This is a genomic window from Burkholderia cepacia complex sp. TUM26381 (assembly GCF_057439935.1).
The window spans coordinates 1538618-1562278 of the sequence record NZ_CM172007.1; the positions used below are offsets into that span (position 1 = coordinate 1538618).

Genomic DNA, 23661 nt, shown 5'->3' on the forward strand with positions numbered 1-23661 from the left:
AGGGAACGCAACGAAATGACGATTCTGGTAATTGCCGAGCATGACAATGCATCGATCAGGGCCGCGACGCTGAATGCCGTGGCGGCAGCCCAGGCACTTGGCGCAGCGGGCGGCGGCGACGTGCATGTTCTGGTCGCTGGCCACGATGCGCAAGCGGCGGCAGACGCAGCGGCGAAGATCGCCGGTGTGTCGAAGGTGCTGCTGGCCGATGCGCCGCACCTGGCAGACGGTCTGGCCGAGAACGTCGAAGCGACGGTGATGAACGTCGCGAACGCGTACTCGCATGTCGTCGCGCCCGCGACCGCCTGCGGCAAGAACATCGCACCGCGTATCGCCGCGAAGCTGGATGTCGCACAGATCTCCGAGATCACGGCCGTCGTGTCGGCCGATACATTCGAACGCCCGATCTACGCGGGCAATGCGATTGCGACGGTGCAGTCGAGCGATCCGGTCAAGGTGATCACGGTGCGTGCGACGGGTTTCGATCCGGTGGCGGCCGAAGGCGGCAATGCGACGGTCGAGAAGATCGCGGCAGCGGCCGACGCAGGCCAGTCGCAGTTCGTGAGCCGTGAAGTGACGAAGCTGGACCGGCCGGAACTGACCAGTGCGACCATCGTCGTGTCGGGCGGGCGCGGCCTCGGTAGCGGCGACAACTACACGAAGGTGCTCGAACCGCTGGCCGACAAGCTGCAGGCCGCACTCGGCGCATCGCGCGCGGCGGTCGACGCCGGCTACGTGCCGAACGACTACCAGGTCGGCCAGACCGGCAAGATCGTCGCGCCGCAACTGTACATCGCGGTCGGCATCTCGGGCGCGATCCAGCATCTGGCCGGCATGAAGGATTCGAAGGTGATCGTCGCGATCAACAAGGATCCGGACGCGCCGATCTTCAGCGTGGCCGACTACGGCGTGGTCGGCGACCTGTTCACGCTCGTGCCGGAAGCGGTCGCGGCGCTCTGACGATGCCGTTGTTCGAATTCAACGGGATGCGGCCGCGCGTCGATCCGTCCGCGTATGTCGATCCGAGTGCGGTCGTGATCGGCGACGTGACGATCGGCGCGCGCTGCTACATCGGCCCGCATGCAAGCCTGCGCGGCGACTTCGGCGCGATCGTCGTCGAGAACGGCAGCAACGTGCAGGACGGCTGCGTGCTGCATGTCGGGATCGGCGAGACGTGCCGGCTCGGCGTGAACAGCCACATCGGCCACGGCGCGATCGTGCATGGCGCGACGCTCGAACCCGACACGATGATCGGGATGAACGCGGTGGTGATGGACGGTGCGACGATCGGCGCGACGACGATCGTCGCGGCCTGCGCGTTCGTGAAGGCCGGTTACGACGTGCCGCGCGGCGTGCTGCTCGCCGGCATGCCGGGGCGCGTCGTGCGGCGGCTGAGCGATGCGGAGATCGAAGCGAAGGCGAACGGGACGCGGATTTATCAGCAACTGGCAGCGGATTGCCTGAGGACGATCAGGTCGGTCGACGGTTGACCAAGACCGCACATCATTCGCGCGGGGCGGTCAATCGGGTCGATAACCGATCGATTGCATCGTGCATCGTCATTGGCTTAAGATCGGCGTGAGTCCATCCACGCGTTCAGCGCCCATGAAGAAGAGCATCAGCCTGCGGGTCGCCGTCATCGCGTCAGCCGTGGCCGTGTACAGCATCTACATGCACATTCAGCAACTGATCAGCGGCTGCATGTGGGTCAGGGGCTATCAGCGTTGCAGTTTCGAGAACAGCACGAACTTCGAAGGCTTGATGGATCTGGACCTGATGATCACCTGTTGCTGGGTCGCCGCGGCGGTGGTCGGCTGGATTTCCGTTGCGCAGGCCGCGAAGAAGCCGGGTTAGCCGCCGCCGAGCGGGTCGAACGCGATCGCTGTCAATCCGTGACAACGCGGATCGGCGCGGTGCAATCACGTGCTGCGCCGGCGGCGCCATGCCACCGGAACCGTCAGAACCGCGTGCGGATCCCCGCGCCGTAGGTGCAACCGGCCGACAGGTTCGACACGCGATCGTACAGATACCCCGCATACACATCGGTGCGTTTCGACAGCGGATAGTCGTAGCTGACTGACGCCGTGCTGCGTGCCTGGTCGAGCGCACTGTTGTCGCGCGAATACGCATACGACGCCAGGATCCGGCCGATGCCGACCGGGATCGTGACGCCGCCCTGCAGCAGGTTCACGTGAAAGTTTCCGCCTGCCAGCGTGTTGCCGAGATACGTGTATTCGCCGAACAGCTTCACGACACGCAGGTCGTACGATGCGCCGATCTGTGCGGCCGTCTGGCTTCGCAAGCCCTTCAGCAGCTTGCCGAGATCGCCCGGTGCGGAACTGAAGTTCAGGTACTGGTAGACGGCGCCGATGGCCAGCGCGCCGCGCGTGAATTGCGCCTGCGCCGCGAATTTCTTCGCGCCGTTCTCGCCCGGCTGGTTGCCGGGCGCGTACATGGCCGCGCCGCTCAGCCCGCCGAAGTCAGGCGTCGAATACTGGACGGCGTTGCTCCACGACGTGCCGCCCGGTATGCCCTGGTCGGTCGGGAAGCCGGGGTAGGTGCCGAGGCTGGAATACAGCTGCACGATCGTCGGCGAGAACGTGAACGACGCGTAGAACGGATTGAACTTCGCCGATTGTAGGTAGAGCAGGCTGCTCTGCCGCCCGAGCGCGAGCGCGCCATATGGCGAACCGATGCCGACATACGCGTTGCGGGAAAACGTCGGGTCGCCGTCGAACGAGCCGAACCGGCCATTCTGCGGGCGGAAGAAGCCTTCGATCGCGAAGACGGCCTTGTAGCCGCCGCCGAGATCCTCCTGGCCGCCGAATCCCCAGAACGACGTCGACAGCCCGCCGCCGCCCTGTTGCGCGGTGCCCGGGTTGCCGGGCACGCGCTGGTAGCCGGCCCACGCGTCGACGATGCCGTACAGCTGCACGGTCGATTGCGCGTGCGCGTGTGTGCAGATCGCCAATGCGGCGACGGGGGCGGCCAGGCGAACCATCCGGTTCAGCGTGGCGATGCAAATGCGTTTGATCGGCATGATGGGTTCTCTTCACTCTTTCTGACGGCGAGCGGAAGCCGGCGCCGCGAACGAAGCGTCGGTGCCGGGATGCAAGGCGGGGAGCGGCGCGCAAGCCGCGCAGGAACCGGTGTGCGGCTGCGCCGCGGCACCGGGCGAAGCGAAGGGCGCTAGTGGGCGCGGTGCTCCAGCGAGCGGCGTTGCAGCGACGCCGTCATGCCCCTGGCCTTCCGGAACAGGAAGAAATAGAGCTTGATGTATTGCCCGACCAGGATCGCGTTCATGAACGTGCCTTCCCGGATGAATTCGGGCTTGCCGAGGAAGGCCAGACCGATCGCCGCGCTGACGAGCAGCAGTGTGCAGTCGAAGCTCGTCTTGATGTCGCCCCAGCGCCAGCCGGTGCGCTCGAAGATCGCGTTGACGAACATGTCGATCGGCATCAGCACGAGGTTCGCGCGGATCATCAGGAACAAGCCGAACGCCAGCAGCGCATCCGCGAACGCGAGCAGGCCCAGTTTCGGCAGGTAGTCCTGGAAGCCGATCGAGCGCGTCAGCATCAGGTTCAGGTCGAGGCAGCTGGCCAGCACGAAGGCCGGGATCAGCGACGCCAGGTGCCTGGCGCGGAAATCCTTGCGCAGCACCAGGAACGTGAGGAACAGCATGAACAGCTCGAGCATGAAGTTGTACGTGCCCTGGCTCAGCGGCCGGTAGACGAGCGTCATCGTCCGCGTCAGGCTGCTTTGCGGCGAGATGCCGATGCCGGCACGGATCGCGAAGCTGATGCCGAGCGTGAGGATGTAGATGCCGACGACATAGGTGATCCAGCGCCGGGTGAGGCTGCCGGTATCGATGACTTCCGCTTCCCTTGCATGGTGCGCCATGGTGGTCCCTTGGTGGTCTTCGTGTTGCCGCGCGTGTCGGGGCGCCGGTTGGCCGGCGGCGCGATGCGCTGTCGTGGGCGGGCACGCACGAAGGTAACCGGGCGAAAGTGCCGGTGCCATCCGCGCTTCCCATAGCCGGCGGGGCCCGTGGGCGCCCGCCGGTCGTCTCCTCCTGCAGGCCGGCGTCAGGCCATGAAGCCGAAGCGGTCGAGCGAGATGAACAGCGTCAGCAGCTTGTTCACCACGGGTTCGCCCTCATTGCGGTTGCCGAGCGCTTCGAGTGCCTGGTCGATCGAACGCGTCGCGCCGAGCAGGTCGGCGAGGTTCATGTTCGCCATCACGCCGTAGATGTCGAGCGGCAGCACGGCTTTCACCGCGCGGTCGTCGGTCACCACGCAGCCGCCCACGTACGAATCGACCTGCCGCAGGCAATGGCACATCTCGTCGCTGTCGCGGCCGACCGCGACGAAGTACGCCTTCGGCGCCGGCCAGAACGTCGCCACCGCGCCGCGCTCGATCGACACGCCCTTGAACAGCCCGTTGACCACGTGACGCTTGCCGTTCGCATAGCGCTGCACGACTGCGATGCGGTTGAGCGTGACGCCCGCCACCTCCGGCACGACCTTGCCGTCGCGGAACGGCACCCACACTTCCTGGAAGAACTTCTCGTGGCCGCGCCCGTACACGTCGAACAGGTAGACCTTCGCTTGCGTGCCGTCTTCGGAGACCTCGAGCGGCACGAGATCCAGTTGTGCGGGCGTCAGGTCGCCGAGGCCCGGCACCGGTTGCTTCACCATGCCCGAGTAGTCGACGTCGGCCTGCTTCAGCAGCTTGCGGTCGCGGGCGACCAGTTCACCGTCCTTGAACACGTAGCGCGGGTTGATCTTCGACAGGCTGTCGGTCAGCACGATATCGGCGAAGCGGCCCGGCGTCAGCGATCCGAAGCGGTTGTCCATCCGGAATGCGCGCGCCGTGTAGAGCGTCGCCATCTTGATCGCCTGGATCGGATCGATGCCCATCTCGGCGCACAGCGACACGATCCAGTCCATGTGGCCCTTGGTCAGCAGCCGGTCCACCGAGATGTTGTCCGCGCACAGCTGGAAGTTCTCGGATGGCCATTTCCGCTTCACGATCGCGCGCAGCATGATCTTGATCACCTCGGGGCTGCCGACGCCGAACTTGATCTGCGTCTGCAGCCCGTAGCGCACGCTTTTCTCGATGTCGTCTTCCTTCCACACGTCGTGGTTCGCGAACGCGCCGATCGCGGGCATGTAGTTCAGCATCATGTCCGACAGCGCGGTCACGCCCCAGTGCGTGTTCATGAAACCGCCTTTCGCGCGGCCCAGCGCCGATTTGCGGAAGTCGTCGTCGTTGCCCACGCTGTAGGTCAGATGCGCGAGTTCGCCGAGGCCGATCACCGGATCCATCTTCAGCAGTGCGTCGGTCACGTCGACCGAGGTCTTCTTGCCGGGCGCGAACGCGAACACGCGATACGGCAGGCGGTCGTGATCGCGGAACAACTGCTCGGTGGCCGGCACGGCCTCGGCACCGGCGGCGCTGACGAAATCGAGGCATTCGGAGAAGATCGTCGTCGTGCCGCACGGCACGATCGCCTCGGCGAACGCGGCCGGATGCGCGAGCTGCGCATCGAAGTGGATGTGCGCGTCGATCAGCCCGGGAATCGCGTAGAGGCCTTCGCCATCGAATACCTCGCGCACGCGGATCGCGGTTTCGTCGGGGTTCAGCGCGACGATGCGCTTGTCGTACACGAGGATCGAGCCCTGATAGACCGTCTCGCTGTGCACGTCGAGGATGTTCAGATTCTTCAGCAGGAGATCGGCTTCCTTCTTCCCGTTGAGAATGTCGAAAATCGCGCGCACCTGGTCGTAGTGGGCGGCCACCTGGTCGCGTTGTCCGGCGGTGCCGGCCGTTCTCTCGCTGACTGCTTGGTACATGACTTGTCTCGCTTTCATCGGTTGGTTTGAACCTGCTTTTGCGCCGCAGCAAACGCGGTCGCCGCAGCGTGCGCGTACCGGCCGGGCGGTGCCGTCGGCCCACGAACGCGACAGGACTCATGAAAACCGAATTCACCGTTTCTAAAAAGCAGCGTTTTTTGCGCGGAGCGTGCGCTTTTCGAGTACGCTTGGCCGACTCCAGGAGACCGGTGCCATGCTCCATTCACGATTGCTGCGCTACATCGACGAAGTCGCGCGGTGCGGCTCGATTCGCGCGGCCGGCGAAAAGCTTCACGTCGCGCCGTCCGCGATCAACAAGCACGTGTTGCTGCTCGAGGAGGAGATCGGCGAGCCGTTGTTCGAGCGCCTGCCGCGCGGGCTGCGGCTGACGCCGGCCGGCGAGATCCTGCTGGCCCACGTGCGCAGGACGATGTCGGAGTACCGGCAGGTCGAGGCCGAGATCCGCAATCTCAACACGCTGCAGAAGGGCGAGGCGATCGTCGCGACGGTGACCGGCCTGGCCAGCGGCATCGCGTCTACTGCGGCCGCGAATTTCTGCGCACAGCATCCCCACGTCAGGATTTCGATTCGGGTGATGTCCGTGCGCGAGATCGCCGAAGCGCTCGCCAGCGGCGAAGCCGATCTCGGCCTCGGCTTCAACCTGCCGCCGTCGCCGCAGCTCGAAAGCCTGTGGGAAATGGATACGAGCCTCGGCGCGGTGATGTCGCCGAAGCATGCGCTCGCGCGAATGGAATCGATTCCGCTCGCGTACTGCGCGTCGTATCCGCTGATCTTTGCCGATCGCGCGATGCTGATGCACGGCATCGTCGCCGATACGTTCGAGGAGGCGGGGATCGACGTCGAGCCGGCATTCCGCACCAATTCGATCGAGACGATGAAGCGGCTTGCTGCCGCGAGCGAAAGCATCGCGTTCCTGAGCAAATTCGACATCGCGGAGGAATACCGGCAGGAGAGCCTGACGTACCGGCCGATCCGCGATCGCGCGTTCAGCCGCAACGTGCTCGCGCTCGTGCGCCGCGAAAAGCACGGCCGGGGGCTGGCGAGCCTGCTGCTGGCCGAGGAGATCATGACGATCCTCGGCGAGATGAGTAGCTGAGCGGCTCGGCGCAGCGGGCTCGCGCACACCGGCAATCGTTGTGTTTTTCCCTTTCGTGCCGGGATAATGATCCGGCATCGCGCGCTGCGCGAGGGGAGACGCCCATGCAATTTCCGACGGGATCGGTGGTCGCGCTGAGTTCGGCCGCCGCGACGATGTTTTCGCTGGGCATGCTGTTTCTCGGCTACTGGGGTTGGCACGAGGCGCTGCCCTGGCGGTTCGGCGACTACGTCGTGATCTTACCCGCGCTCGCGGGCTTCGCGTGCCTCGCCAGCGTGCCGTTTCTCGCGACGTCGCCGATGAAAACGCCCGACGACGAGTCGCGGATGTTCGTCGCGCGGCGCGTGTTTCTCTGTGGCGCGAGTTTGGTGTGGTGTGCGATCGTCGCGTCGCTGTTCGTGTGAGATCCGGGCGCCGGGACGATCGCCGGCGCCGCCTTGCGGGCATGCGTCGCAATGTCTTGCGTAAGGCCGGCACGCCGGGTTTTCACGCTGCCATCCGTGCTTTGATTTCCCCGATACCGTGCACTAGATTCGAAGCGTTCATGTATTGAAACGCGCGAGGTGGAGCCATGACGCCTTGGGAGATTCAGGGTACCGAAATGATCAGTTGTAATTGCTCGTACGGTTGCCCGTGCCAGTTCAATGCACTGCCGACCCACGGCAATTGCGAAGCGATGGGGGCGCTGTCGATCGACAGCGGTCACTACGGCGACGTGGTGCTCGACGGCGTCAGGATCGCGGTCGTGTTCCAGTGGCCGGGCGCCGTGCACGAAGGCCGGGGCAAGTGCCAGCCGATCGTCGACGAGCGCGCCAGTCCGGCGCAGCGCGACGCCGTGCTGAAGATCATGACCGGTCAGGATACCGATCCGTTCGCGACGATGTTCTCGGTGTATGCGTCGACGCTCGAGCATGCGTTCGATCCGATCTTCACGAAGATCGATTTCGACGTCGATGTCGATGCGCGGCGCGGCCAGATTCACGTGGAAGGCGTGTTCGACGCCAGTGGCGAACCGATCCGCAACCCGGTGACGGGCGCCGAGCACCGCGTGCGGATCGACCTGCCGAACGGTTTCGAGTATGAGCTGGCCGAAATCGGTTCGGGCACGGGCCGCTCGCAAGGCAACATCGCGCTGAATCTCGACGGCACCTATGCGCAGTTCGCGCGGCTGCACCTGAACAACCACGGGTTGATCCGGCATCGCGTCGCGGCATGACCCCGTTCGACACCTGGCTCGGGCGGGAGCGCGTCATCACGCTGCTCGGCATGGCCGTGCTCGTCGGCATCTGCTGGTTCTACCTGTGGACGGGTGCGGGAACCGGCATGTCGGCGCTGGACATGACGGCCGTCGCGCTCTTTCCGCATCGGCTCGCGGGCGGCATGGGCAGCATGGACCCGTCGCTGCCGACCGTGATCGTCATGTGGTGGGTGATGATGATCGCGATGATGACACCCGGCGCCGCGCCGCTCGTGATGCTGTACCGGCGTGTGCTGCGGCAGCGCGGCGGCGGGGAGGCGGGCTCGGCGTTGACGTCGGTGTCGCTGCTGGCCGGCTATCTGACGACATGGCTCGCGTTCTCGATCGGCGCGGCGTTGCTGCAGGCGATGTTGCAGCCGGCCGGGCTGATCTCCGCCATGATGCTGTGGTCGAAGAGCGCGGTGCTGTCCGCGATCGTGCTGGCGCTGGCCGGGCTCTATCAATTCTCGCCGCTGAAACGCGCGTGCCTGCGGCAATGCCGTGCGCCGGCCGCGTTCCTCGTCGCGCACTGGCGGCCGGGCGTGGCCGGCAGTTTTCTGCTCGGCGTGCGGCACGGCGTGGTTTGCGTGGGCTGCTGCTGGTTGCTGATGGCGTTGCTGTTCGTCGGTGGCGTGATGAACGTCGTGTGGATCGCCGCGTTGTCGCTGTTCGTGTTCGCGGAAAAAGTCCTGCCCGGCGGCGAACGCATCGGCCGCGTGCTGGGCGTCGTGCTGATCGCGTGGGCCGGTGTCACGTTGATCGTGTGACGCGCCGCGCCGGCGTACAGCGAAACGTGCCCGGCCCGATGGAAGGCTAGCGGTGCAGACGTGCTTTCAAGCCGTCGGCGCGCGGTGCGCGATGGTCTTCGTGGTGACACCGGTGTTCGCGGGCGGCGACATGTCCGGCACGAACATGGGCGATACGTCGATATCGGCGCCGGATGCGAAGCTGTCCGACGCCGAGGTCAAGGAGATCGACGCCGGGCGCGGGCGGGTGACGCTGAAGCACGGCACGCTCGACAACGTCGGGATGCCGCCGATGACGATGGCGTTCAAGGTCGGCGATGCGGGCATGATCCCGCCGCTGTAGGCGGGCGACAAGGTGAGGGTCCGGGTTGAAGACGTCAACGGCACGCTCACGATCGTAAAGCTCGTAAAGCTCGTAAAGCTCGTAAAGCTCGTAAAGCTCGTAAAGCTCGTAAAGCGGCCGTGACGGGTGACGTCATGCGTCGTGATCCACGAACACCTTGTTGGCGCCCGCCTTGTACAACCGCTTGCCGAGATTCGGGTAGTCGCACACGTCGTGCTCCGGACGATCGCCGGCCACGATATAGACAAGCGGCGCGTCGCCGGTATTGCGCATCGTGTGCGCGGGGCCGCCGCGCGGAAATCCCATGAAATCTCCCGGGCCGACCGGGCAGGTCTGGCCGTCGATGGTGGCTTCGCCGCTTCCGGACAGCACGTAGACGCATTCTTCCCCGTACAGGTGCCGGTGATATTCGGTCGATTCGTGCCCCGGCATCAAGGTCATCAGATGGAAGCCCAGTTGCGTCAGCCCGGTCGCATCACCCAGAGATCGCTTCAGGCGCGCGGCATTCGCGTTCAACGGATGGACGGAATGTTCCGGTTCCATTGCGGTGATCTCGGCGGCGGTCAGGATTTCTCGCGGATTGTTCATCGTCTGTCTGGTCCGGGGATCGGGGCGCCGGTGGCGCCGATGGCGGGGATATCGGGGCAGGTATCGACGATAGCACCGTTGGGTGTGCGCGAAGGAGAGCGGCGACGTCGCGCCCGGTCATTTGTCGCGCGGTGCTACGTAACGCCGGATGCGTGTTACGCACGGTTTACCGGAACGTAAGGTGCGCGTGCGCGGATCGAGCGGGCGACGGTGCCGGGCGTCACCCGCGTGAGGCGCGGCGGGACGGCGCGATCCGATGCGATGGCCGGATCGTCAGAGATCCTGAGGGCGATGGCACGGTAGATGCTTGCTGGAAGGATCGAGCAAAAAAACGGACGGGGATTTCCATGCACAATCATTTCATCAATGCAAATGTTGCGGTCGCGGCCATCGCTGCGGCGTGTGCGCTGGCGGCATGCGGCGGCGGCGACATCACGGCGCCGACGCTGCCGGGTAACAACATCGGGACGAGCACGAGCGGGACCAGTGGCACGAGCGGTAGCAGCGGCACAAGCAGTAGCGGCACGAGCGGTAGCAGTGGCACGAGCAGCAGTGGCACGAGCAGCAGCGGCACGAGCAGCAGCGGCACGAGCAGCAGCGGCACGAGCAGCAGTGGCACGAGCAGCAGTGGCACGAGCAGCAGTGGCACGAGCAGCAGCGGCACGAGCAGCAGCGGCACGAGCAGCAGCGGCACAAGCAGCAGCGGCACGAGCAGCAGCGGCACGAGCAGCAGCGGCACGAGCAGCAGTGGCACGAGCAGCAGTGGCACCAGCAGCAGTGGCACCAGCAGCAGCGGCACCAGCAGCAGCGGTTCGAGCAGCGGTACGCCGGGCACGAACGGCATCATCAGTTCCATCGGCGGCGTCGTCATGGCAGCGGGCACGACGATCAAAGGCGTGACGCCCCCCGTCGGCAAGGACGTGACGGCGGGGCTTGGCAACACGGTCATCGGCGCCGGCACGATCATTCGCGATACCTCCAATGCGGTGAGCAACGGGATCGGCCAGATCGGCATCGCGTCGAATCCGGTCGGCACGACCGTTGCCGGCCTCGGTTCCATCGTCGGTTCGACGAGTAACCCGGTCACCGGCCTGAGCCAGGCCGTGAAGGCGCTCGGCACCGGGCCGCTCGCGCCGCTGGCGCCCGTCACGGCGCCGGTCGGCGGCTTGCTCGACACGGTGGCCGGCGGTCTCCAGGCGGGCGGCGCAACACTCGGCGCGACCCTGTCGTCGGGCCCGGTGCAACAGACTACGCAGGCGATCAGCAACGCGATCACGCCACTCGTCACGACCACCGGCCAGCTTACGCAGCAGGTCGGCACGGCGACGGGCCTCGGACAGCCGGTTGCCGGCCTGCTCGGGCAAGTCGGTGCAGCGATCACGTCGGCAGGCGTCAAGGTGACGTCCGCGTCGTCGCAGCCGATCGTCGGCGCCCTCGGACAGGTCGCTTTCGCGCTCGGCAACACGGTGACCAATGCAGGCGGTCTCGTGAGTCCGAAAGGCGCGAACGGCGGCGTGCCGGTTTCCGGTCTGGTGACCAGCGTCGTCGGCGGCATACCGGCGACCGTGGTGAACGGGCCCGGGGCCGGTACGGGCGGCGGTACGGCGTCGGGCGGCGCGGGCAATCCGCTCGCACCCGTTACGTCGCTGGTGGGTGGCCTGCTCGGTGGCGTGACCGGCGGCGTCGCCGGCAAGTAACCGGCAAGTAACCGGCAAGTAACCGGCAAGTAACCGGCAAGTAACCGGCAAGTAACCGGCAAGTAACCGGCAAGTAACCGGCAAGTAACCGGCAAGTAACCGGCAAGTAACCGGTAAGTAACATGTAAGTAACAGGTAAGTAACAGGTAAGTAACAGGTAAGTAACAGGTAAGTAACAGGTAAGTAACAGGTAAGTAGCAGGTAAGTAACCGGTAAGTAACCGGCGCGTGCCGATCGTCCCGGGCACGTCGGATGGCCGGCCGCCGGCCGGAGATCGGCCGGTCATCGCCACTCGCGACGGTCGCGACGAGGCCGGCCGTACCGTGTCGATCGACAGGTCAGGCGCGGGTGCCGTCGACCTTCGACGGCGGCCGTGCCAGCCCGCGCACCGGCACGGGCGTTGACATGACGATCGACGTGCGCGTTTCGCCGTACAGGTTGATGCGCTCGATCAGTTGTTCGAGATGGGTCATGCTGGTTGCGACGAACCGCATCACGTACGAATCCGCGCCCGTCACGTGACGGCATTCGACGACTTCGGGAATCGACTCCAGCAGCTTGAGGAATTTCGCCTTGGCCGGCTGCGGCACCGTGATGCCGATCAGCGCGCTCACCGGGTAGCCGGCCGCGGCCGGATTGATCCGGGCCGTGTAACCCTCGACGACGCCGGACGCCTCGAGGCGCTTCACGCGCTCCGTCACCGCCGGCACCGACAGGTGAACCTGACGCGCGAGTTCCGTATAGCTGATGCGGCCGTTCGCTTGCAACAGCGCCAGTACCTTCCAGTCCAGATCATCCATCGCGGCGGGATTTTTTAAGGTGGAGCCCCCATTTTTCCTTAAAAACCGCATTCAGCGATGACCGGACTTTCCCTACGATGCCTGTTCAACCCGCGGGATGTCGCAAGGAGCAGGCAATGTTGTTCATCAAGTCCGTCGTGATGGGGCTGTCGATCGCGGTGCCGGTCGGCCCGATCGGCATGCTGTGCATTCAGCGCAGCCTGAGCCGCGGCTTTCAGGCGGGGTTCGCGACGGGCATCGGCGCCGCGTGTGCCGATGCGATCTACGGGTTGCTCGGTGCGCTCGGCATCGCGGGTATCGTCACCGCATTCCCGATGCTGACCGTCGGCCTGAAAATTGGCGGCGGCGCGTTCCTCGTGTGGCTCGCGTGGACGATCGGGCGTCAGGCGCCGGCCGCGTCGGCGGTGCAACGCGACCTGCCGCGCACGACCGTCCTGCGCGATTTCCTGACGACGTTCGGCCTCACGCTGTCGAACCCGATGACGATCGTGTCGTTCATCGGGATTTTCGCGGCGCTCGGCCCGCTGCAGGCTGCGCGGGAAGGCGCGATGTGGCCGGCCGTGGCGTGGATGGTCGCCGGCGTGTTCATCGGTTCCGCCACGTGGTGGCTGTGCCTGAGCAGCGCGACTGCGGCGCTGCGCACGAAGCTGTCGTTCGCGTTCATGCACGGGTTGTCGCGCGTGTCGGCCGCCGTCATCGCGGTATTCGGCGCGATCCAGCTGGTCGCGGGTGTGCGCGGCCTGCTCGGGTCCTGACGCGGGGCGCCGTTCTAGCGAGTGCTTGCGGCAGGCAGCGCCGGCAAATGCGCATGCACGAAGCGCGCGATCTCCTGGCTCAGCTCGATGTCCTCCGGCGCACCCATGAACCCGCCGTGCGGCATCCCTTCGAACACGTGCAGCTCGGTGGGCACCTGCGCGCGCCGCAACGCGCGATGCAGGCGCACGGCGTTCGACAGGAACAGGTCGCGCGTGCCGCTCTGGATGAACGTCGGCGGGAAGCCGGCGGCGAAATCGCCGAACAGCGGCGACAGGTACGGATGCGCGAGATCGGCGCCGTTCGCGTACAACAGGTTGTTCGGCATCAGCGACGCGGGCAGCACGACATCGACGAGCCGGTTGGTCTCGAAGCTGTCGCCGGATTCGGTCAGGTCGGCTTCCGGCGACAGCAGCACCAGCGCGGCCGGCAGCGGCAAGCCTTCGTCGCGGGCGCGCAGCACCATCGCGGCTGCGAGATTGCCGCCGGCCGAGCGGCCGCCGATCACGACGTTTTCCGGCGCGTGGCGCGCCAGCACGTGCGCATAGGTCGCGATGCAATCGTCGAGTGCGGCCGGATACGGATGGCCGGGCGGCATGCGGTAGTCGACGCCGTAGCAGCGCATGCCGAGCCGGTCGGCCTGCATTTGCGCGCCGGCGCGGCACGCGGCGCCGCCGCCGACGATCAGTGCGCCGCCGTGCAGGTCGATGTAGGCGCATGCATCGGACACCGGCGCTTCGGGCGTCGCGACATGCACGTCCGCGTGGCCGGCGCGGATCGTCTCGACGCTCGAACGCAGATACCCGGCGAGCTTCTCGACGGCGGCCGCGTAGTGCTCATCGGCGGCCGCCTTCACGCGCATCCACGCGTCGCGATCGTCCAGCGCCGGCATCACGTGCAGCGCATTCAGCGGCACGCCGTCGTTGCCGACGAGTCGTTGCAACGCGCTTCGCGCTTCGTCGCTGATCGATGCCGGGAAAGGCACGACACGGCTCGCCAGTACGACGCCGTCAGGTTTGTCTTTCATCGCTTGAATTCCAGCCGGCGCGTCATGCGGCCGAAGGCCAGTGGCGCAGCATCACGTCGAGCGCATCGAGGCTGCGCGACCACGACGCATCGGAATCCGGCGCGCTGTGCGAGAAGCCGCCGGCGCCTTCGAGCGTCACGTAGCCCATGAAGAAGCCGCCGAGCAGGCGGATCGCATGGGCCTGCTCGGCATCCGGCAGGTCGTAGCTGCGCAGTACGGCCGAGGTCATCCTCACGAGCCGGCCGCCCGCGCTCCCGGCGGCGCGCTCGGCGCTCACCGGATGGCGCGCGGCCGCAAAGCGGCCGGGATGCGCGCGTGCATAGTCGCGATAGACGTTCGCGAGCGCGGCCAGCGCGTCCTTGCCGGTGCGGCCGGCCAGTGCGTCGGTCGCGCGATCGGCGAGCTCCTGCAGCGCGAACAGCGCGATCCGGCTCTTCAGGTCGTCGAAACTCGGGATATGGGAATACAGGCTGGCCAGCTTGACGTCGAAATGCCGCGCGAGCGCTGCGCCGGTGAGCTGTTCGAAGCCGGTTTCATCGGCGAGCTGCGCGCCGGCTTCGACGAGCTTGTCCATGGTAATGCCGGCACGTGCCATGACGGATGCTATGCAGGTTAGTCAAAAACCTAATTCTATTAGGTTTTGCTGCGATGTCAATTTCCCGTGCGTGCCGGCGCCCGCGACGCAGGCGCCGAGGCGACGCGCCGTCAGAACGTGTAGCTGACCTTGCCGAACGCAGTCCGCCCGAGCGTGTTGTAGCCGTACGCGGTCATGTATTGCCGGTCGAACAGGTTCGACAGCGTGGCCGACACCGTCAGGTGCGAATTGATCCGGTACGACGCGCGCAGGTTCACGGTCAGGTACGACGGCAGGTACGTCGTGTTGACCGGATCGTCGAAGGTCGTCCCGCCGTAGTTCAGCGACGCCCCCGTGCTGAGCGCGTGCAGGTGCAGTTCGTCCCACGTGTGGTCCACGTTCAGGCTGACCGTCTGGCGCGGCCGGCGGTTGAGCCAGCTGTCATGGGTCTCGTCCTGCGGATTCAGGAGGCCGATCGCGACGCTCACCGGCGTGTAGCGGCCGATCGTCCCCTTGTACGACAGGTCGATCCCGCGGATATGCGCGCGGCCGATGTTCATCGGCGAATACGTCGCCGGGTTGTACGCGATCAGGTTGCTGACGCGCGTGTCGTAGATCGCGGCGGTGAACGTGCCGTACGACGTGTTCGCGTCGAGCGCGGCCTCGACCGACGTGCTGCGTTCCGGGCTGAGGTTCGGATTGCCGTAGCCGGGGTAGTACAGGTCGTTGAAACTCGGCAGGCGGAACGCATTGCCGTACGACACGCGCGCCGTATAGACCGGCGTGATCGCCCACGACAGCGCGACATTGCCGGTGTTCACGCCTTGCCCGGCGATGATCTCGCGACGCCCCGCGAGGAACAGCGTCACGCTGCCGAGCGTGGCCGACTGATGCAGCGAGAACGCGGAGTCGTTGCGCGTCGGTATGCCGCCGGGCGCGTCGATCGGCAGGAACGCCTGTTCGCGCGTGAAGTCGTACCCGAGCTTGCTCTCGCCCGATAGCGGCAGGCCGAACAGGTGGAACCCGCGCTCCTGATGGGTCAGGGAGGTCGACGTGCTGATGCGCTGCGAATTGATCTGGTCGGTCGGGATGGCCGGATCGCTCGCGTAGAGGAATTGGCGATCGTTCGCATAACCGAACGACTGGTCGAACTGCGTATCGGGCGTGATGTCGAGATGGAACGCGAGACCGGTCGTCAGCTGGTGATCGAGCTGGCGGTTCGGATAGCCGCTGTTGTCGTAGGACAGGTCGGAGCGGTGATACAGCGCGAACGTCGAGACCGACCAGTTGTCGCGCGCGTAACCGAGGCGCGCATCGAGATCCTGCGCGTGATACGGATTGCGGCCGTCCTCGTGATACGGCAAGACCGGCCGCGTCGAATCGATGCCGGCCGTGTTGTACGTGTGCAGGCCGAGCGAGTAGGTGAGCCCGCCGAGCGCGGCGAGCGGCCCGGTCGACGGCACTGTGCCCGACGTGCGCAACTGCGTGTCGAACGTCTTGTTCGACCCGCCGCCGAACGACACGGTGGTCTGGTTCGGCTGGCTCGACGAGCGGCGCGTGAACAGCTGCACGACACCGCCCATCGCGTTGGCGCCGAACGACGCGGCGGCCGGGCCCGAGATCACTTCGACCCGTTCGAACGCTTCCGTCGGCAGGTCGGCCCACGGCGCGATGCCGGTGGTGGGCGAGCCGATGCGGATGCCGTCGATGAACACGGCGACCTGGCTCGCCGACGAGCCGCGGATGCTGACCGATGCGGACGAACCGGGGCCGCCGTTCTGCGAAACGGTCACGCCGGGCAGCGTCGCAAGCGCCTGAGTGATGCTCGGGTCGCTCGGCGACAGCCGGTCGAGGTCGGTTCGCGTGAGGACCTGGGTCGTCGCATAGCGCCCGTCGAACGATTCGGGCAGGCGACGCGTGTCGGTCACGCTGATCGTCGGCAGGTCGACGCTTTCCACCGGCTGGGGCGGCTGCTGGAGCGCGGTGTCGCCGGCGGCATGGGCGATCGGGGCGAGCAGCGCGGTGGCGGCGGACGTGGCGAGCAGATGGCGAATGTTCATGAGACAGCGGGAGAAGGCGTGTTGCGCGTACGGCGGTCGCGAGCGAAGGGCGGGCAGGTTGTGCATGCCGACGGCGTGTCGGTGCGACGCTTCCGGCTGGGAAGCGGATTCGGGAACGAAGGGCATCTGACGGATCCTGAGGTCGGGTCGTCCATGCAACGGGCGACCGCCAACGGCGGTGCTTGCGCATCGGGACACCCCGCCCGGTGCGGCTGCTGGACCTCGGGTCGATGGCAGGTCTCCTGGCTCGCGGGTCGTCATCCGTGCAGGCCTTCCCGGTTTCCCAGTGGCATGCAGTGGCACGGATTCGCCGCTCACAGTTGCGGGGGCAGCCGCAGTTTCGAGGCGTTGCCCCTCCTGCGTTCCCTTTTGATCCCGTCTCCGGGAACCATCAGCGCGCAAGGGTAATGGCGTGCGCTCGGGCGCGTCAATTGCCGCGCCGCGCGGGGATGCGAAAAAACGTCATTACCCGGCAACTGCTTTCCGAATCCTTTCGCTTATGCGCCGGTGTCGTGTTTTTCGTCTGAAGAATCGGGGTGATCGGGCGCCCAGCGCTCGCGCCGGAACCGGCTCGGCGCGACGCCGGTCCAGCGCACGAACGCGCGCCGGAATGCTTCTTCGCCGCCGAAGCCGAGATACGCGGCCACGCGCGTAATCGGCCAGTCCGTCTCGTGCAGGCATCGCCGTGCCGCATCGGCCAGGCATTGTTCGCGCAGCACGTGATAGCCGCTGTCTTCCGCCGCGAGCCGCCGCCGTAACGTCGCGTCGCTGACGCCGAGCCACGCGGCCAGTTCCGCGAGCGCCGGCAGCGCCTGTTCGCGCGCGAGCGCCGCATCGAGAAAACCGCGCACCTGCTGCGCCCATGACACGACGGCCGGCGCCGCATCGATCAGACGAAACGGAAAGTCGACGAGAAACGCGTCGAGCTCGCCCGGCTGCCGGATCACGCGGCAATCGAGCCGCGTCGCGTCGAACGCGAAGCCGTAGGTTTTCCGGCCGACGTCGACCGGCGCGTTGAACAGCCCGAGCAGCGGCACCGCGTCGTCGCGGCGCGGATGGCCGAGCCACACGCCAGTGGGCCGCAGCGGTTGCCCGATCAGCCAGCCGAACAGCTGCAGATAGCAGAACAGGCCGGTCAAGTCGACGAGGCATGCGGCCGGGCTGCGCGTACGACGCAGCGAGTCCATCCGGAACGTCGCGTGGCCGTCGCGCACCGCGAGCGACAGCACGCCGGCGCGCGGCGTCAGCATCTCGCAGAAGTCGCGCGCGCAGCGGATCGCGTCGGCGAGCGTCGCACAGCTCAGCAGGCAGCGGCACATCAGGTCGACTTCCTGCTTGCGCATCGGCGGATGGCCGTTGCCGCGCGCGACCTGCGCCTCGAGCCGCACGATCGCGTCGCGGTACAGCGCGACGAAGCCGCCCGGCGTCGTCGCCGCTTGCTGCGGTTGCGCCGTGCGGTCGGCCGGCGGCGCGCCGCTGCGCGTGAGTTCGCTCAGCAGGCGCGCGTCGAGACCCGGCAGCACGCGTCCGCTCGCCGGCAATACACGCTGTTTCATGAGTCTCCCGATCTGATCGCTGCGACAGGGGCCGGTGAGCGGGCCGGTAGGGGTTCTTGAGCTGCCCCCACGCAAGAATGCTATCCACGCCGGCCGGCTTCGGCCTCGCCGGAACGGCGTAGGCCGGCCAGCCATCCCGACCCGAACGACCACGGACGATACGCGAATGATCCAGATCGTAGACGAAATCACGCTCGCGCCCGAGCGCATTCCCGACGTGCTCGCGCTGCTGCGCGACCGCTATCTGCCGGGCCATGCGGCACGCGGATTGACGGCGGCCGGCCGCTGGGTGTCGCCGCCCGTCGCGGTGCCGGGGCAGCCGAGCACGCTGTGGCTGACGTGGCAGGTCGACGATGCGTATTCCTATTACCGGATGCGCGCGATGACCGATGGCGACGTGGTGGCGTTCTGGATGGCGGTCGACGGGCTGTGCGATGCGCGCCGCCGCCATGTGATGACGGACGCGGACACGCCGCTGCCCGCGCTGACGGAGGCCGACCATGCGGCATGACACCGCGCAGGTATTCGTTTTGACGGATCACGCTGCAAAAGCGATCGAGCACGCATTGCGCGAGGCCGCGCAGGCGTTGCCGGGCGCGAAACGCGTGACGCTCGCGCGCAATCTGGAAGGCTGCTGGGGCGCGGGCGACTACACGCTCGATGTGCTGCGCGAGGAACGATCCGCCGATTCCGCAGCCGATTTCGCCGCACTGGCGCAACTGCCCGGCATTGCGCGCCTCGACGGCGCGGCGTGCCGCGCGATCGGCGGCGGCCTGCGCGAACCCGCGTTACGCGACGGCGTGTGGCGCACGCTGATGTTGCGGGTACGCCCGCAGGCAAGCGAAGCACAGGTTGCCTCGCTCGAGCACGAACTGCTGCACATGCCCGCGTTCATGCCAGGCATCCGCAACTGGCGCCTGAACCGGATCGAAACCCCCGGCGCCTGGACGCACGTGTGGCAACAGGAATTCGCGCAGGTCGACGATCTGCTCGGCGAGTACCTGCTGCATCCGTATCACTGGGGCTGGGTCGACCGCCGGTTCGATGCCGAAAGCCCCGACTGGACGGTCGATGCGATCTCGCATGCGTTCTGTCCGCTCGCGTCGAGCCTGCTGGCCGACACGGCGGCGTGAAGCGCCGCGCACACCCAACCGACAACACCACTGGAGACACGAAGATGCGAGCGCTTCTGATCGACCGCGTCGGTCATTCCGACGCCTTCCGGCTGGCCGACGTGCCGGCGCCGAAACCGGGCCCCGGCGACGTGCTGATCCGCGTCGCGTACGCGGGCGTCAATCCCGCCGACTGGAAATGCCGCGAAGGCTTTCTCGGCGCGTTCATGCAGTACACGTTCCCGTTCGTGATCGGTTTCGATGCGGCGGGAATCGTCGAAGCGGTCGGCGACGGCGTCGCCGGGTTCGAACCCGGCATGCGCGTGTTCGCGCAGACCGACGTTGGCGCGGGGCGCTGGGGTGCGTATGCGGAATACGTCGCGGTGCGCCACGACTCGGTCGTGCGCTTGCCCGACGCGGTGAGTCTTGCGGAAGCGGCCGCGACGCCGACCCCCGCGCTGGCCGCGTGGGCCGGCCTGTTCGACGACGGCGGGCTGCGTGCCGGACAAACCGTGCTGGTGCATGGCGGCGCGGGTGCGGTCGGCACGTTCGCGGTCCAGCTGGCGGCGCAGGCCGGCGCGCGGGTCGCGGCAACGTGTTCGGCGCGCAACCGCGACACGGTCGAATCGCTGGGCGCAGAGATCGCCATCGACTATCGCGCCGGGAACATCGACGCCGCCATCCGCACGTGGGCGCCCGGCGGCATCGACCTCGTGCTTGACGCGGTCGGCGGCGGCACGCTGCCCGATGCGCTCGACCTGCTCGCACCGGGCGGCACGCTCGTGAACATCATGACGCTCGCGGCCGGCGACGCCGAACGGTCGGCCGCGACCGGCGCCGAAGCCGCGCGCCGCGGGCTGCAGGTCGCGCTGACCTACAGCCGGATGCCGAGCGGCGCCACGCTCGCGTCGATCGCGGAACGGCTCGGCCGGCGCGCGTTGCGCGTGCCGCGCTTCGACAGTTTCCCGCTCGAACAGGCGGCCCGCGCACTCGATCTCGTTCAAACGGGCGAGGCGAAAACCAAGTTCGTGCTGCACGTTGCGGATATCGCGGGCTGAACAACACGCATCGAAATGACTGGAGACATCATGACCGACACCCCATCCCGGATCCTCGCGGGCAAGTGCGCGCTCGTGACGGGCGCGAGCCGCGGCATCGGCCGCGCGATCGCGCAGCGCCTCGCATCCGAAGGCGCGACCGTCGTCGTGACGGCGCGCAGCCTCACGCAATCGGCCAGCACCGCCGGCACGCTCGCCGAAACGGTTGCGCTGATCGAACAGGCCGGCGGCCGTGCGATCGCGCTTGCGGGCGACCTGTCGGACGCGGCCGAGCGCGACGCGCTCGTCGGGCGCGCGGCGCAGGCCGCCGGCGGCCTCGACATCCTCGTGAACAACGCGGGCGTGGCCGACTACGCGTGCGTCGACGCGATGCCGATGACGATGTTCGACACGACGATCGAGCACTATCTGCGCATCCCGTTCGCGCTGGCGCAGGCCGCCATCCCGTTGATGCGCGCGCGCGGCGCGGGCTGGATCGTCAACGTCGGCTCGGTGACGGCGCTGCCGCCGCTGCGGCCGTTCGACGATTTTTCGCGCGCGGGCGGCGCGACCGTCTATGCGGCGGTGAAGGCCGCGCTGTCGCGCTTCACGCAGGGGCTCGCGGCCGAACTCGAAGCCGACGGCATCGCGGTGAACCTCGTCGCGCCGAGCACCGCGATCCGCACGCCGGGCGCGGCCCGCTACATCCCCGAAGGCTATCCGACCGAGGACGTCGCGTATCTCGCCGAAACCGCCCTCGCGCTGTGCAGCCTGCCGGCGCGCGAACGCACGGGCCTCGTCACGCACAGCCTGCATTTCCCGCTCGCGCAGCAACTCGCGGTGCGTTCGCTCGACGGCCGCACATCGTTGCCGCCACCGGTGATTCCCGAGTATGCGCATCCCCTCATCGACCCCACAGGACGCTGACTGACATGACGAATTCGATTTGCTTCGACGGCGGCACCGCCGTGATCACCGGCGCGGCCAGCGGCATCGGCAGCGGGCTGGCGCGCCATGCCGCGGCGCTCGGCATGCGCGTCGTGCTGGCCGATCTCGACCCGGCGAAACTCGACGCGTTCGCCGCGACGCTCGATACCGACGTCCTGTGCGTGCCGACCGACGTGAGCCGGCCGGAAGCGGTCGACGCGCTGGCCGAAGCCGCATGGCGGCGCTTCGGCGGCGTCGACCTGCTGTTCAACAACGCGGGCGTGATGGCGACCGGCTTCAGCTGGGAAATCACGCCGGAACGCTTCGAGCGCAGCTTCGCGATCAACGTGCACGGCGTGCTGAACGGGATCCGCAGCTTCGTGCCGCGGATGCTCGAGCGCAACGTGCCGGCGCGGGTCGTGAACACCGCATCGGTCGGCGGCTTCCTGCCGAGCCCGCTGATGTCGCCGTATTCGGCAACGAAATTCGCGGTGGTCGCGCTGACGGAATCGCTGTACGGCGAACTGAAGATGCTCGGCGCGCCAGTCGGCGTGTCGCTGCTCGCGCCGGGCCCCGTGCAGTCGGGCATCTTCAACGATCCGTTCGGCGCCGCGCACGACCGGCCCGAGGTGCAGGGTTTCGTCGACACGATGCGCTCGATGCTGAACGCGCACGGGCTCACGCCCGACGCGTTTGCCGAGCGGGTGTTCGACGGCATCCGCGCAGGGCGCTACTGGCTGATTCCGCAACCGGAGACGATCGACGGCGCGCTGCAGCGGCGCACCGACGACATCCTCGCCGCACGCGATCCGTCGCTGCCGTCGTTCTGAATGCCGGCGGCCGGGCGCGGCAGCGGCGCCCGGCGCGCGCCGTCACATGTGCGTGCCGGCGTGCGTGCGGCCGCCCGGGTCGCCGCCGCGATCGGGCGGCGTATTGTTCTGATCGATCTTCGCGAGCACGAAGCCGGCGGGCGGCAGCGCGCCGGGCGAACGGTGCGTGACCTGCGCGACGACATCGCGCGAAGCGGTGGCGGGGGAACCGGGCGACGTCATGCCCGGTTGAGCGAGCGCCGAAAGGGAAGCGGCCGCCAGGGTGGCGGCGACGATCGCGTGCGTGTTCATGGTGGCTCCTTCACGACTGACTGCGGGACAACCTAATCAGTCTAGGGCGCGAAACTTAACGCGTCGTGAAGGCGCATCGGCGCACGGATGACAGGATATTCATGTGCGCCGCCTGCGTCATGCCGGTGCCGACACCAGCGCGCAGAAGTTCTCGAGGTCGACGTTGCCGCCGCTGATCACCACGCCGACGCGCTTGCCCTGCAGCGCGTCCTTCATCCGCCGCACGGCGGCGAACGACAGGCAGCCGGTCGGCTCGACGACAATCTTCATACGGGTGGCGAAGAAGCGCATGCAGTCGACCAGTTCCGCGTCGGTCGCGGTCAGGATGTCGTCGACGTCGCGGCGGATGATCGGGAACGTCAGGTTGCCGAGGTACTGCGTCTGCGCGCCGTCGGCGATCGTGCGCGGCGTGTCGATCCGGACGATCGCGCCGGAGCGGAACGACTGCTGGCCGTCGTTGCCGGCTTCGGGCTCGACGCCGTACAGCGTCGCGTGCGGCGACAGCGCGCGCGTGGACAGCGCGGTGCCCGACAGCAGCCCGCCGCCGCCGAGCGGCGCGAACACCGCGTCGAGCGGGCCGACTTCGTCGAACAGTTCCTTGGCTGCCGTGCCCTGGCCGGCGATCACATCCGCGTGGTCGTAGGGCGGGATCAGCGTGAGCCCGTGCTTTTCCGCGAGATCGCGGCCGATCTGCTCGCGATCCTCGGTATAGCGGTCGTAGGTCACGACGTTGCCGCCATAGCCGCGCGTCGCGGCCATCTTCGCGGCCGGCGCGTCCTGCGGCATCACGATCGTCGCGGGAATGCCGAGGATGCGTGCCGACAGCGCGATCGCCTGCGCGTGATTGCCGGACGAGAACGCGACGACGCCGTGGCGGCGCTGTTCCGCGTTGAAGCGCGACAGCGCGTTGAATGCGCCGCGGAACTTGAATGCGCCCATGCGCTGCAGGTTCTCGCACTTGAAGAACACCTGCGCGCCGAGCGCTTCGTCGACCGTCCGCGACGTCATCACCGGTGTGCGGTGCGCATGGCCTTCGAGCCGGGCCGCGGCGGCGGCGACGTCGTCGTACGTGGGGAGAGTCGGAGAGTTCATGGTTGCTCGAGGTCGGAAA

Annotated in this window: 25 protein-coding genes, 1 pseudogene and 1 riboswitch; of the genes and pseudogenes, 15 read left to right on the top strand and 11 right to left on the bottom strand. The window is 67.3% G+C overall.

Annotated features, from left to right (window positions below):
• Nucleotides 1-15: 15 nt before the first annotated feature.
• The 3 genes from ACWMMN_RS23645 to ACWMMN_RS23655 all read left to right on the top strand — a co-directional run bounded on the left by ACWMMN_RS23645 (nucleotide 16) and on the right by ACWMMN_RS23655 (nucleotide 1854).
• Complete coding sequence (locus ACWMMN_RS23645; RefSeq protein ID WP_340624907.1) at nucleotides 16-960, top strand: electron transfer flavoprotein subunit alpha/FixB family protein; 945 nt, start codon at nucleotides 16-18, stop codon at nucleotides 958-960.
• A gap of 2 nt (nucleotides 961-962) precedes the next feature.
• Nucleotides 963-1490, top strand: coding sequence for an acyltransferase (locus tag ACWMMN_RS23650; RefSeq protein WP_174991144.1), 528 nt, complete (start codon nucleotides 963-965; stop codon nucleotides 1488-1490).
• A gap of 115 nt (nucleotides 1491-1605) precedes the next feature.
• Nucleotides 1606-1854 carry a hypothetical protein gene (locus ACWMMN_RS23655; RefSeq protein ID WP_059240458.1) on the top strand — a complete coding sequence of 83 codons (249 nt, stop codon included), beginning with the start codon at nucleotides 1606-1608 and terminating at the stop codon, nucleotides 1852-1854.
• Between the two features lie 103 nt (nucleotides 1855-1957).
• Here the strand turns inward: ACWMMN_RS23655 and ACWMMN_RS23660 are convergent, their stop codons facing one another.
• The 3 genes from ACWMMN_RS23660 to ACWMMN_RS23670 form a co-directional block, all read right to left on the bottom strand.
• A complete protein-coding gene (locus ACWMMN_RS23660) occupies nucleotides 1958-3034 on the bottom strand; it encodes a porin (RefSeq protein ID WP_486424093.1) in 1077 nt (358 codons plus the stop codon).
• Nucleotides 3035-3189: 155 nt separating this feature from the next.
• Nucleotides 3190-3900, bottom strand: a complete 711-nt coding sequence (locus ACWMMN_RS23665; protein WP_059240459.1) for a YczE/YyaS/YitT family protein — start codon at nucleotides 3898-3900, stop codon at nucleotides 3190-3192.
• Between the two features lie 185 nt (nucleotides 3901-4085).
• A complete protein-coding gene (locus ACWMMN_RS23670; protein WP_233464088.1) occupies nucleotides 4086-5855 on the bottom strand; it encodes an adenine deaminase C-terminal domain-containing protein in 1770 nt (589 codons plus the stop codon).
• A 214-nt stretch (nucleotides 5856-6069) separates the two neighbouring features.
• Between ACWMMN_RS23670 and ACWMMN_RS23675 the strand changes: the two genes are divergently transcribed.
• The 5 genes and pseudogenes from ACWMMN_RS23675 (at nucleotide 6070) to ACWMMN_RS23695 (ending at nucleotide 9421) form a co-directional block, all read left to right on the top strand.
• The gene (locus ACWMMN_RS23675; RefSeq protein ID WP_486424032.1) at nucleotides 6070-6972 is read left to right on the top strand and encodes a LysR family transcriptional regulator; all 903 of its coding nucleotides are present in this window, start codon (nucleotides 6070-6072) and stop codon (nucleotides 6970-6972) included.
• 104 nt (nucleotides 6973-7076) lie between these two features.
• Complete coding sequence (locus ACWMMN_RS23680; RefSeq protein ID WP_059240462.1) at nucleotides 7077-7376, top strand: hypothetical protein; 300 nt, start codon at nucleotides 7077-7079, stop codon at nucleotides 7374-7376.
• 167 nt (nucleotides 7377-7543) lie between these two features.
• Nucleotides 7544-8188: a DUF1326 domain-containing protein gene (locus ACWMMN_RS23685; protein WP_059240463.1), complete on the top strand. Its 645-nt coding sequence runs from the start codon at nucleotides 7544-7546 to the stop codon at nucleotides 8186-8188.
• Complete coding sequence (locus tag ACWMMN_RS23690; RefSeq protein ID WP_486424033.1) at nucleotides 8185-8976, top strand: DUF2182 domain-containing protein; 792 nt, start codon at nucleotides 8185-8187, stop codon at nucleotides 8974-8976. Before ACWMMN_RS23685 ends, ACWMMN_RS23690 begins: the two co-directional genes overlap by 4 nt.
• Before the next feature lie 91 nt (nucleotides 8977-9067).
• A pseudogene (locus ACWMMN_RS23695) lies at nucleotides 9068-9421 on the top strand (copper-binding protein).
• 9 nt (nucleotides 9422-9430) lie between these two features.
• Here the strand turns inward: ACWMMN_RS23695 and ACWMMN_RS23700 are convergent.
• Nucleotides 9431-9886 carry a cupin domain-containing protein gene (locus ACWMMN_RS23700; RefSeq protein ID WP_059240465.1) on the bottom strand — a complete coding sequence of 152 codons (456 nt, stop codon included), beginning with the start codon at nucleotides 9884-9886 and terminating at the stop codon, nucleotides 9431-9433.
• 347 nt (nucleotides 9887-10233) lie between these two features.
• On the opposite strand from ACWMMN_RS23700, the gene ACWMMN_RS23705 reads away from it, so the two are divergent.
• A complete protein-coding gene (locus ACWMMN_RS23705; protein WP_486424034.1) occupies nucleotides 10234-11583 on the top strand; it encodes a collagen-like triple helix repeat-containing protein in 1350 nt (449 codons plus the stop codon).
• Between the two features lie 338 nt (nucleotides 11584-11921).
• Here ACWMMN_RS23705 and ACWMMN_RS23710 read toward each other — a convergent pair whose 3' ends face one another.
• Nucleotides 11922-12383 carry an Lrp/AsnC family transcriptional regulator gene (locus tag ACWMMN_RS23710; RefSeq protein WP_174991136.1) on the bottom strand — a complete coding sequence of 154 codons (462 nt, stop codon included), beginning with the start codon at nucleotides 12381-12383 and terminating at the stop codon, nucleotides 11922-11924.
• 116 nt (nucleotides 12384-12499) lie between these two features.
• Here ACWMMN_RS23710 and ACWMMN_RS23715 point away from each other — a divergent pair, with 116 nt between their 5' ends.
• Nucleotides 12500-13138: a LysE family translocator gene (locus ACWMMN_RS23715; protein WP_256086338.1), complete on the top strand. Its 639-nt coding sequence runs from the start codon at nucleotides 12500-12502 to the stop codon at nucleotides 13136-13138.
• 14 nt (nucleotides 13139-13152) lie between these two features.
• Here the strand turns inward: ACWMMN_RS23715 and ACWMMN_RS23720 are convergent, their stop codons facing one another.
• The 4 genes from ACWMMN_RS23720 to ACWMMN_RS23735 all read right to left on the bottom strand — a co-directional run bounded on the left by ACWMMN_RS23720 (nucleotide 13153) and on the right by ACWMMN_RS23735 (nucleotide 18353).
• The gene (locus ACWMMN_RS23720; protein ID WP_256086339.1) at nucleotides 13153-14163 is read right to left on the bottom strand and encodes an alpha/beta hydrolase; all 1011 of its coding nucleotides are present in this window, start codon (nucleotides 14161-14163) and stop codon (nucleotides 13153-13155) included.
• Between the two features lie 22 nt (nucleotides 14164-14185).
• Nucleotides 14186-14737: a TetR/AcrR family transcriptional regulator gene (locus ACWMMN_RS23725; RefSeq protein WP_486424035.1), complete on the bottom strand. Its 552-nt coding sequence runs from the start codon at nucleotides 14735-14737 to the stop codon at nucleotides 14186-14188.
• 131 nt (nucleotides 14738-14868) lie between these two features.
• Nucleotides 14869-16797 (bottom strand): TonB-dependent receptor domain-containing protein, encoded by a 1929-nt coding sequence (locus ACWMMN_RS23730; RefSeq protein ID WP_486424036.1) that lies wholly within the window; start codon nucleotides 16795-16797, stop codon nucleotides 14869-14871.
• A 215-nt stretch (nucleotides 16798-17012) separates the two neighbouring features.
• Nucleotides 17013-17205, bottom strand: a riboswitch (cobalamin riboswitch).
• Between the two features lie 89 nt (nucleotides 17206-17294).
• The gene (locus ACWMMN_RS23735) at nucleotides 17295-18353 is read right to left on the bottom strand and encodes an AraC family transcriptional regulator (RefSeq protein WP_256086341.1); all 1059 of its coding nucleotides are present in this window, start codon (nucleotides 18351-18353) and stop codon (nucleotides 17295-17297) included.
• Nucleotides 18354-18519: 166 nt separating this feature from the next.
• Here ACWMMN_RS23735 and ACWMMN_RS23740 point away from each other — a divergent pair, with 166 nt between their 5' ends.
• Genes ACWMMN_RS23740 through ACWMMN_RS23760 form a run of 5 tightly spaced genes read left to right on the top strand, consistent with a single transcriptional unit; the run spans nucleotide 18520 to nucleotide 22259 of the window.
• Nucleotides 18520-18864, top strand: coding sequence for a hypothetical protein (locus ACWMMN_RS23740; protein WP_174992115.1), 345 nt, complete (start codon nucleotides 18520-18522; stop codon nucleotides 18862-18864).
• Nucleotides 18854-19486, top strand: a complete 633-nt coding sequence (locus ACWMMN_RS23745) for a Dabb family protein (RefSeq protein WP_256086342.1) — start codon at nucleotides 18854-18856, stop codon at nucleotides 19484-19486. The genes ACWMMN_RS23740 and ACWMMN_RS23745 overlap by 11 nt, the downstream gene beginning before the upstream one ends.
• A gap of 44 nt (nucleotides 19487-19530) precedes the next feature.
• On the top strand, nucleotides 19531-20523 hold the full coding sequence (locus ACWMMN_RS23750; protein ID WP_256086343.1) for an NADP-dependent oxidoreductase: 993 nt from the start codon (nucleotides 19531-19533) through the stop codon (nucleotides 20521-20523).
• Nucleotides 20524-20553: 30 nt separating this feature from the next.
• A complete protein-coding gene (locus tag ACWMMN_RS23755) occupies nucleotides 20554-21429 on the top strand; it encodes an SDR family NAD(P)-dependent oxidoreductase (protein WP_342704917.1) in 876 nt (291 codons plus the stop codon).
• A 5-nt stretch (nucleotides 21430-21434) separates the two neighbouring features.
• Nucleotides 21435-22259 (top strand): SDR family NAD(P)-dependent oxidoreductase, encoded by an 825-nt coding sequence (locus ACWMMN_RS23760; protein WP_059240478.1) that lies wholly within the window; start codon nucleotides 21435-21437, stop codon nucleotides 22257-22259.
• 42 nt (nucleotides 22260-22301) lie between these two features.
• Here the strand turns inward: ACWMMN_RS23760 and ACWMMN_RS23765 are convergent, their stop codons facing one another.
• Complete coding sequence (locus tag ACWMMN_RS23765; RefSeq protein WP_059240479.1) at nucleotides 22302-22550, bottom strand: hypothetical protein; 249 nt, start codon at nucleotides 22548-22550, stop codon at nucleotides 22302-22304.
• A gap of 117 nt (nucleotides 22551-22667) precedes the next feature.
• Nucleotides 22668-23642 carry a threo-3-hydroxy-L-aspartate ammonia-lyase gene (locus ACWMMN_RS23770; protein WP_059240480.1) on the bottom strand — a complete coding sequence of 325 codons (975 nt, stop codon included), beginning with the start codon at nucleotides 23640-23642 and terminating at the stop codon, nucleotides 22668-22670.
• Between the last annotated feature and the right edge of the window lie 19 nt (nucleotides 23643-23661).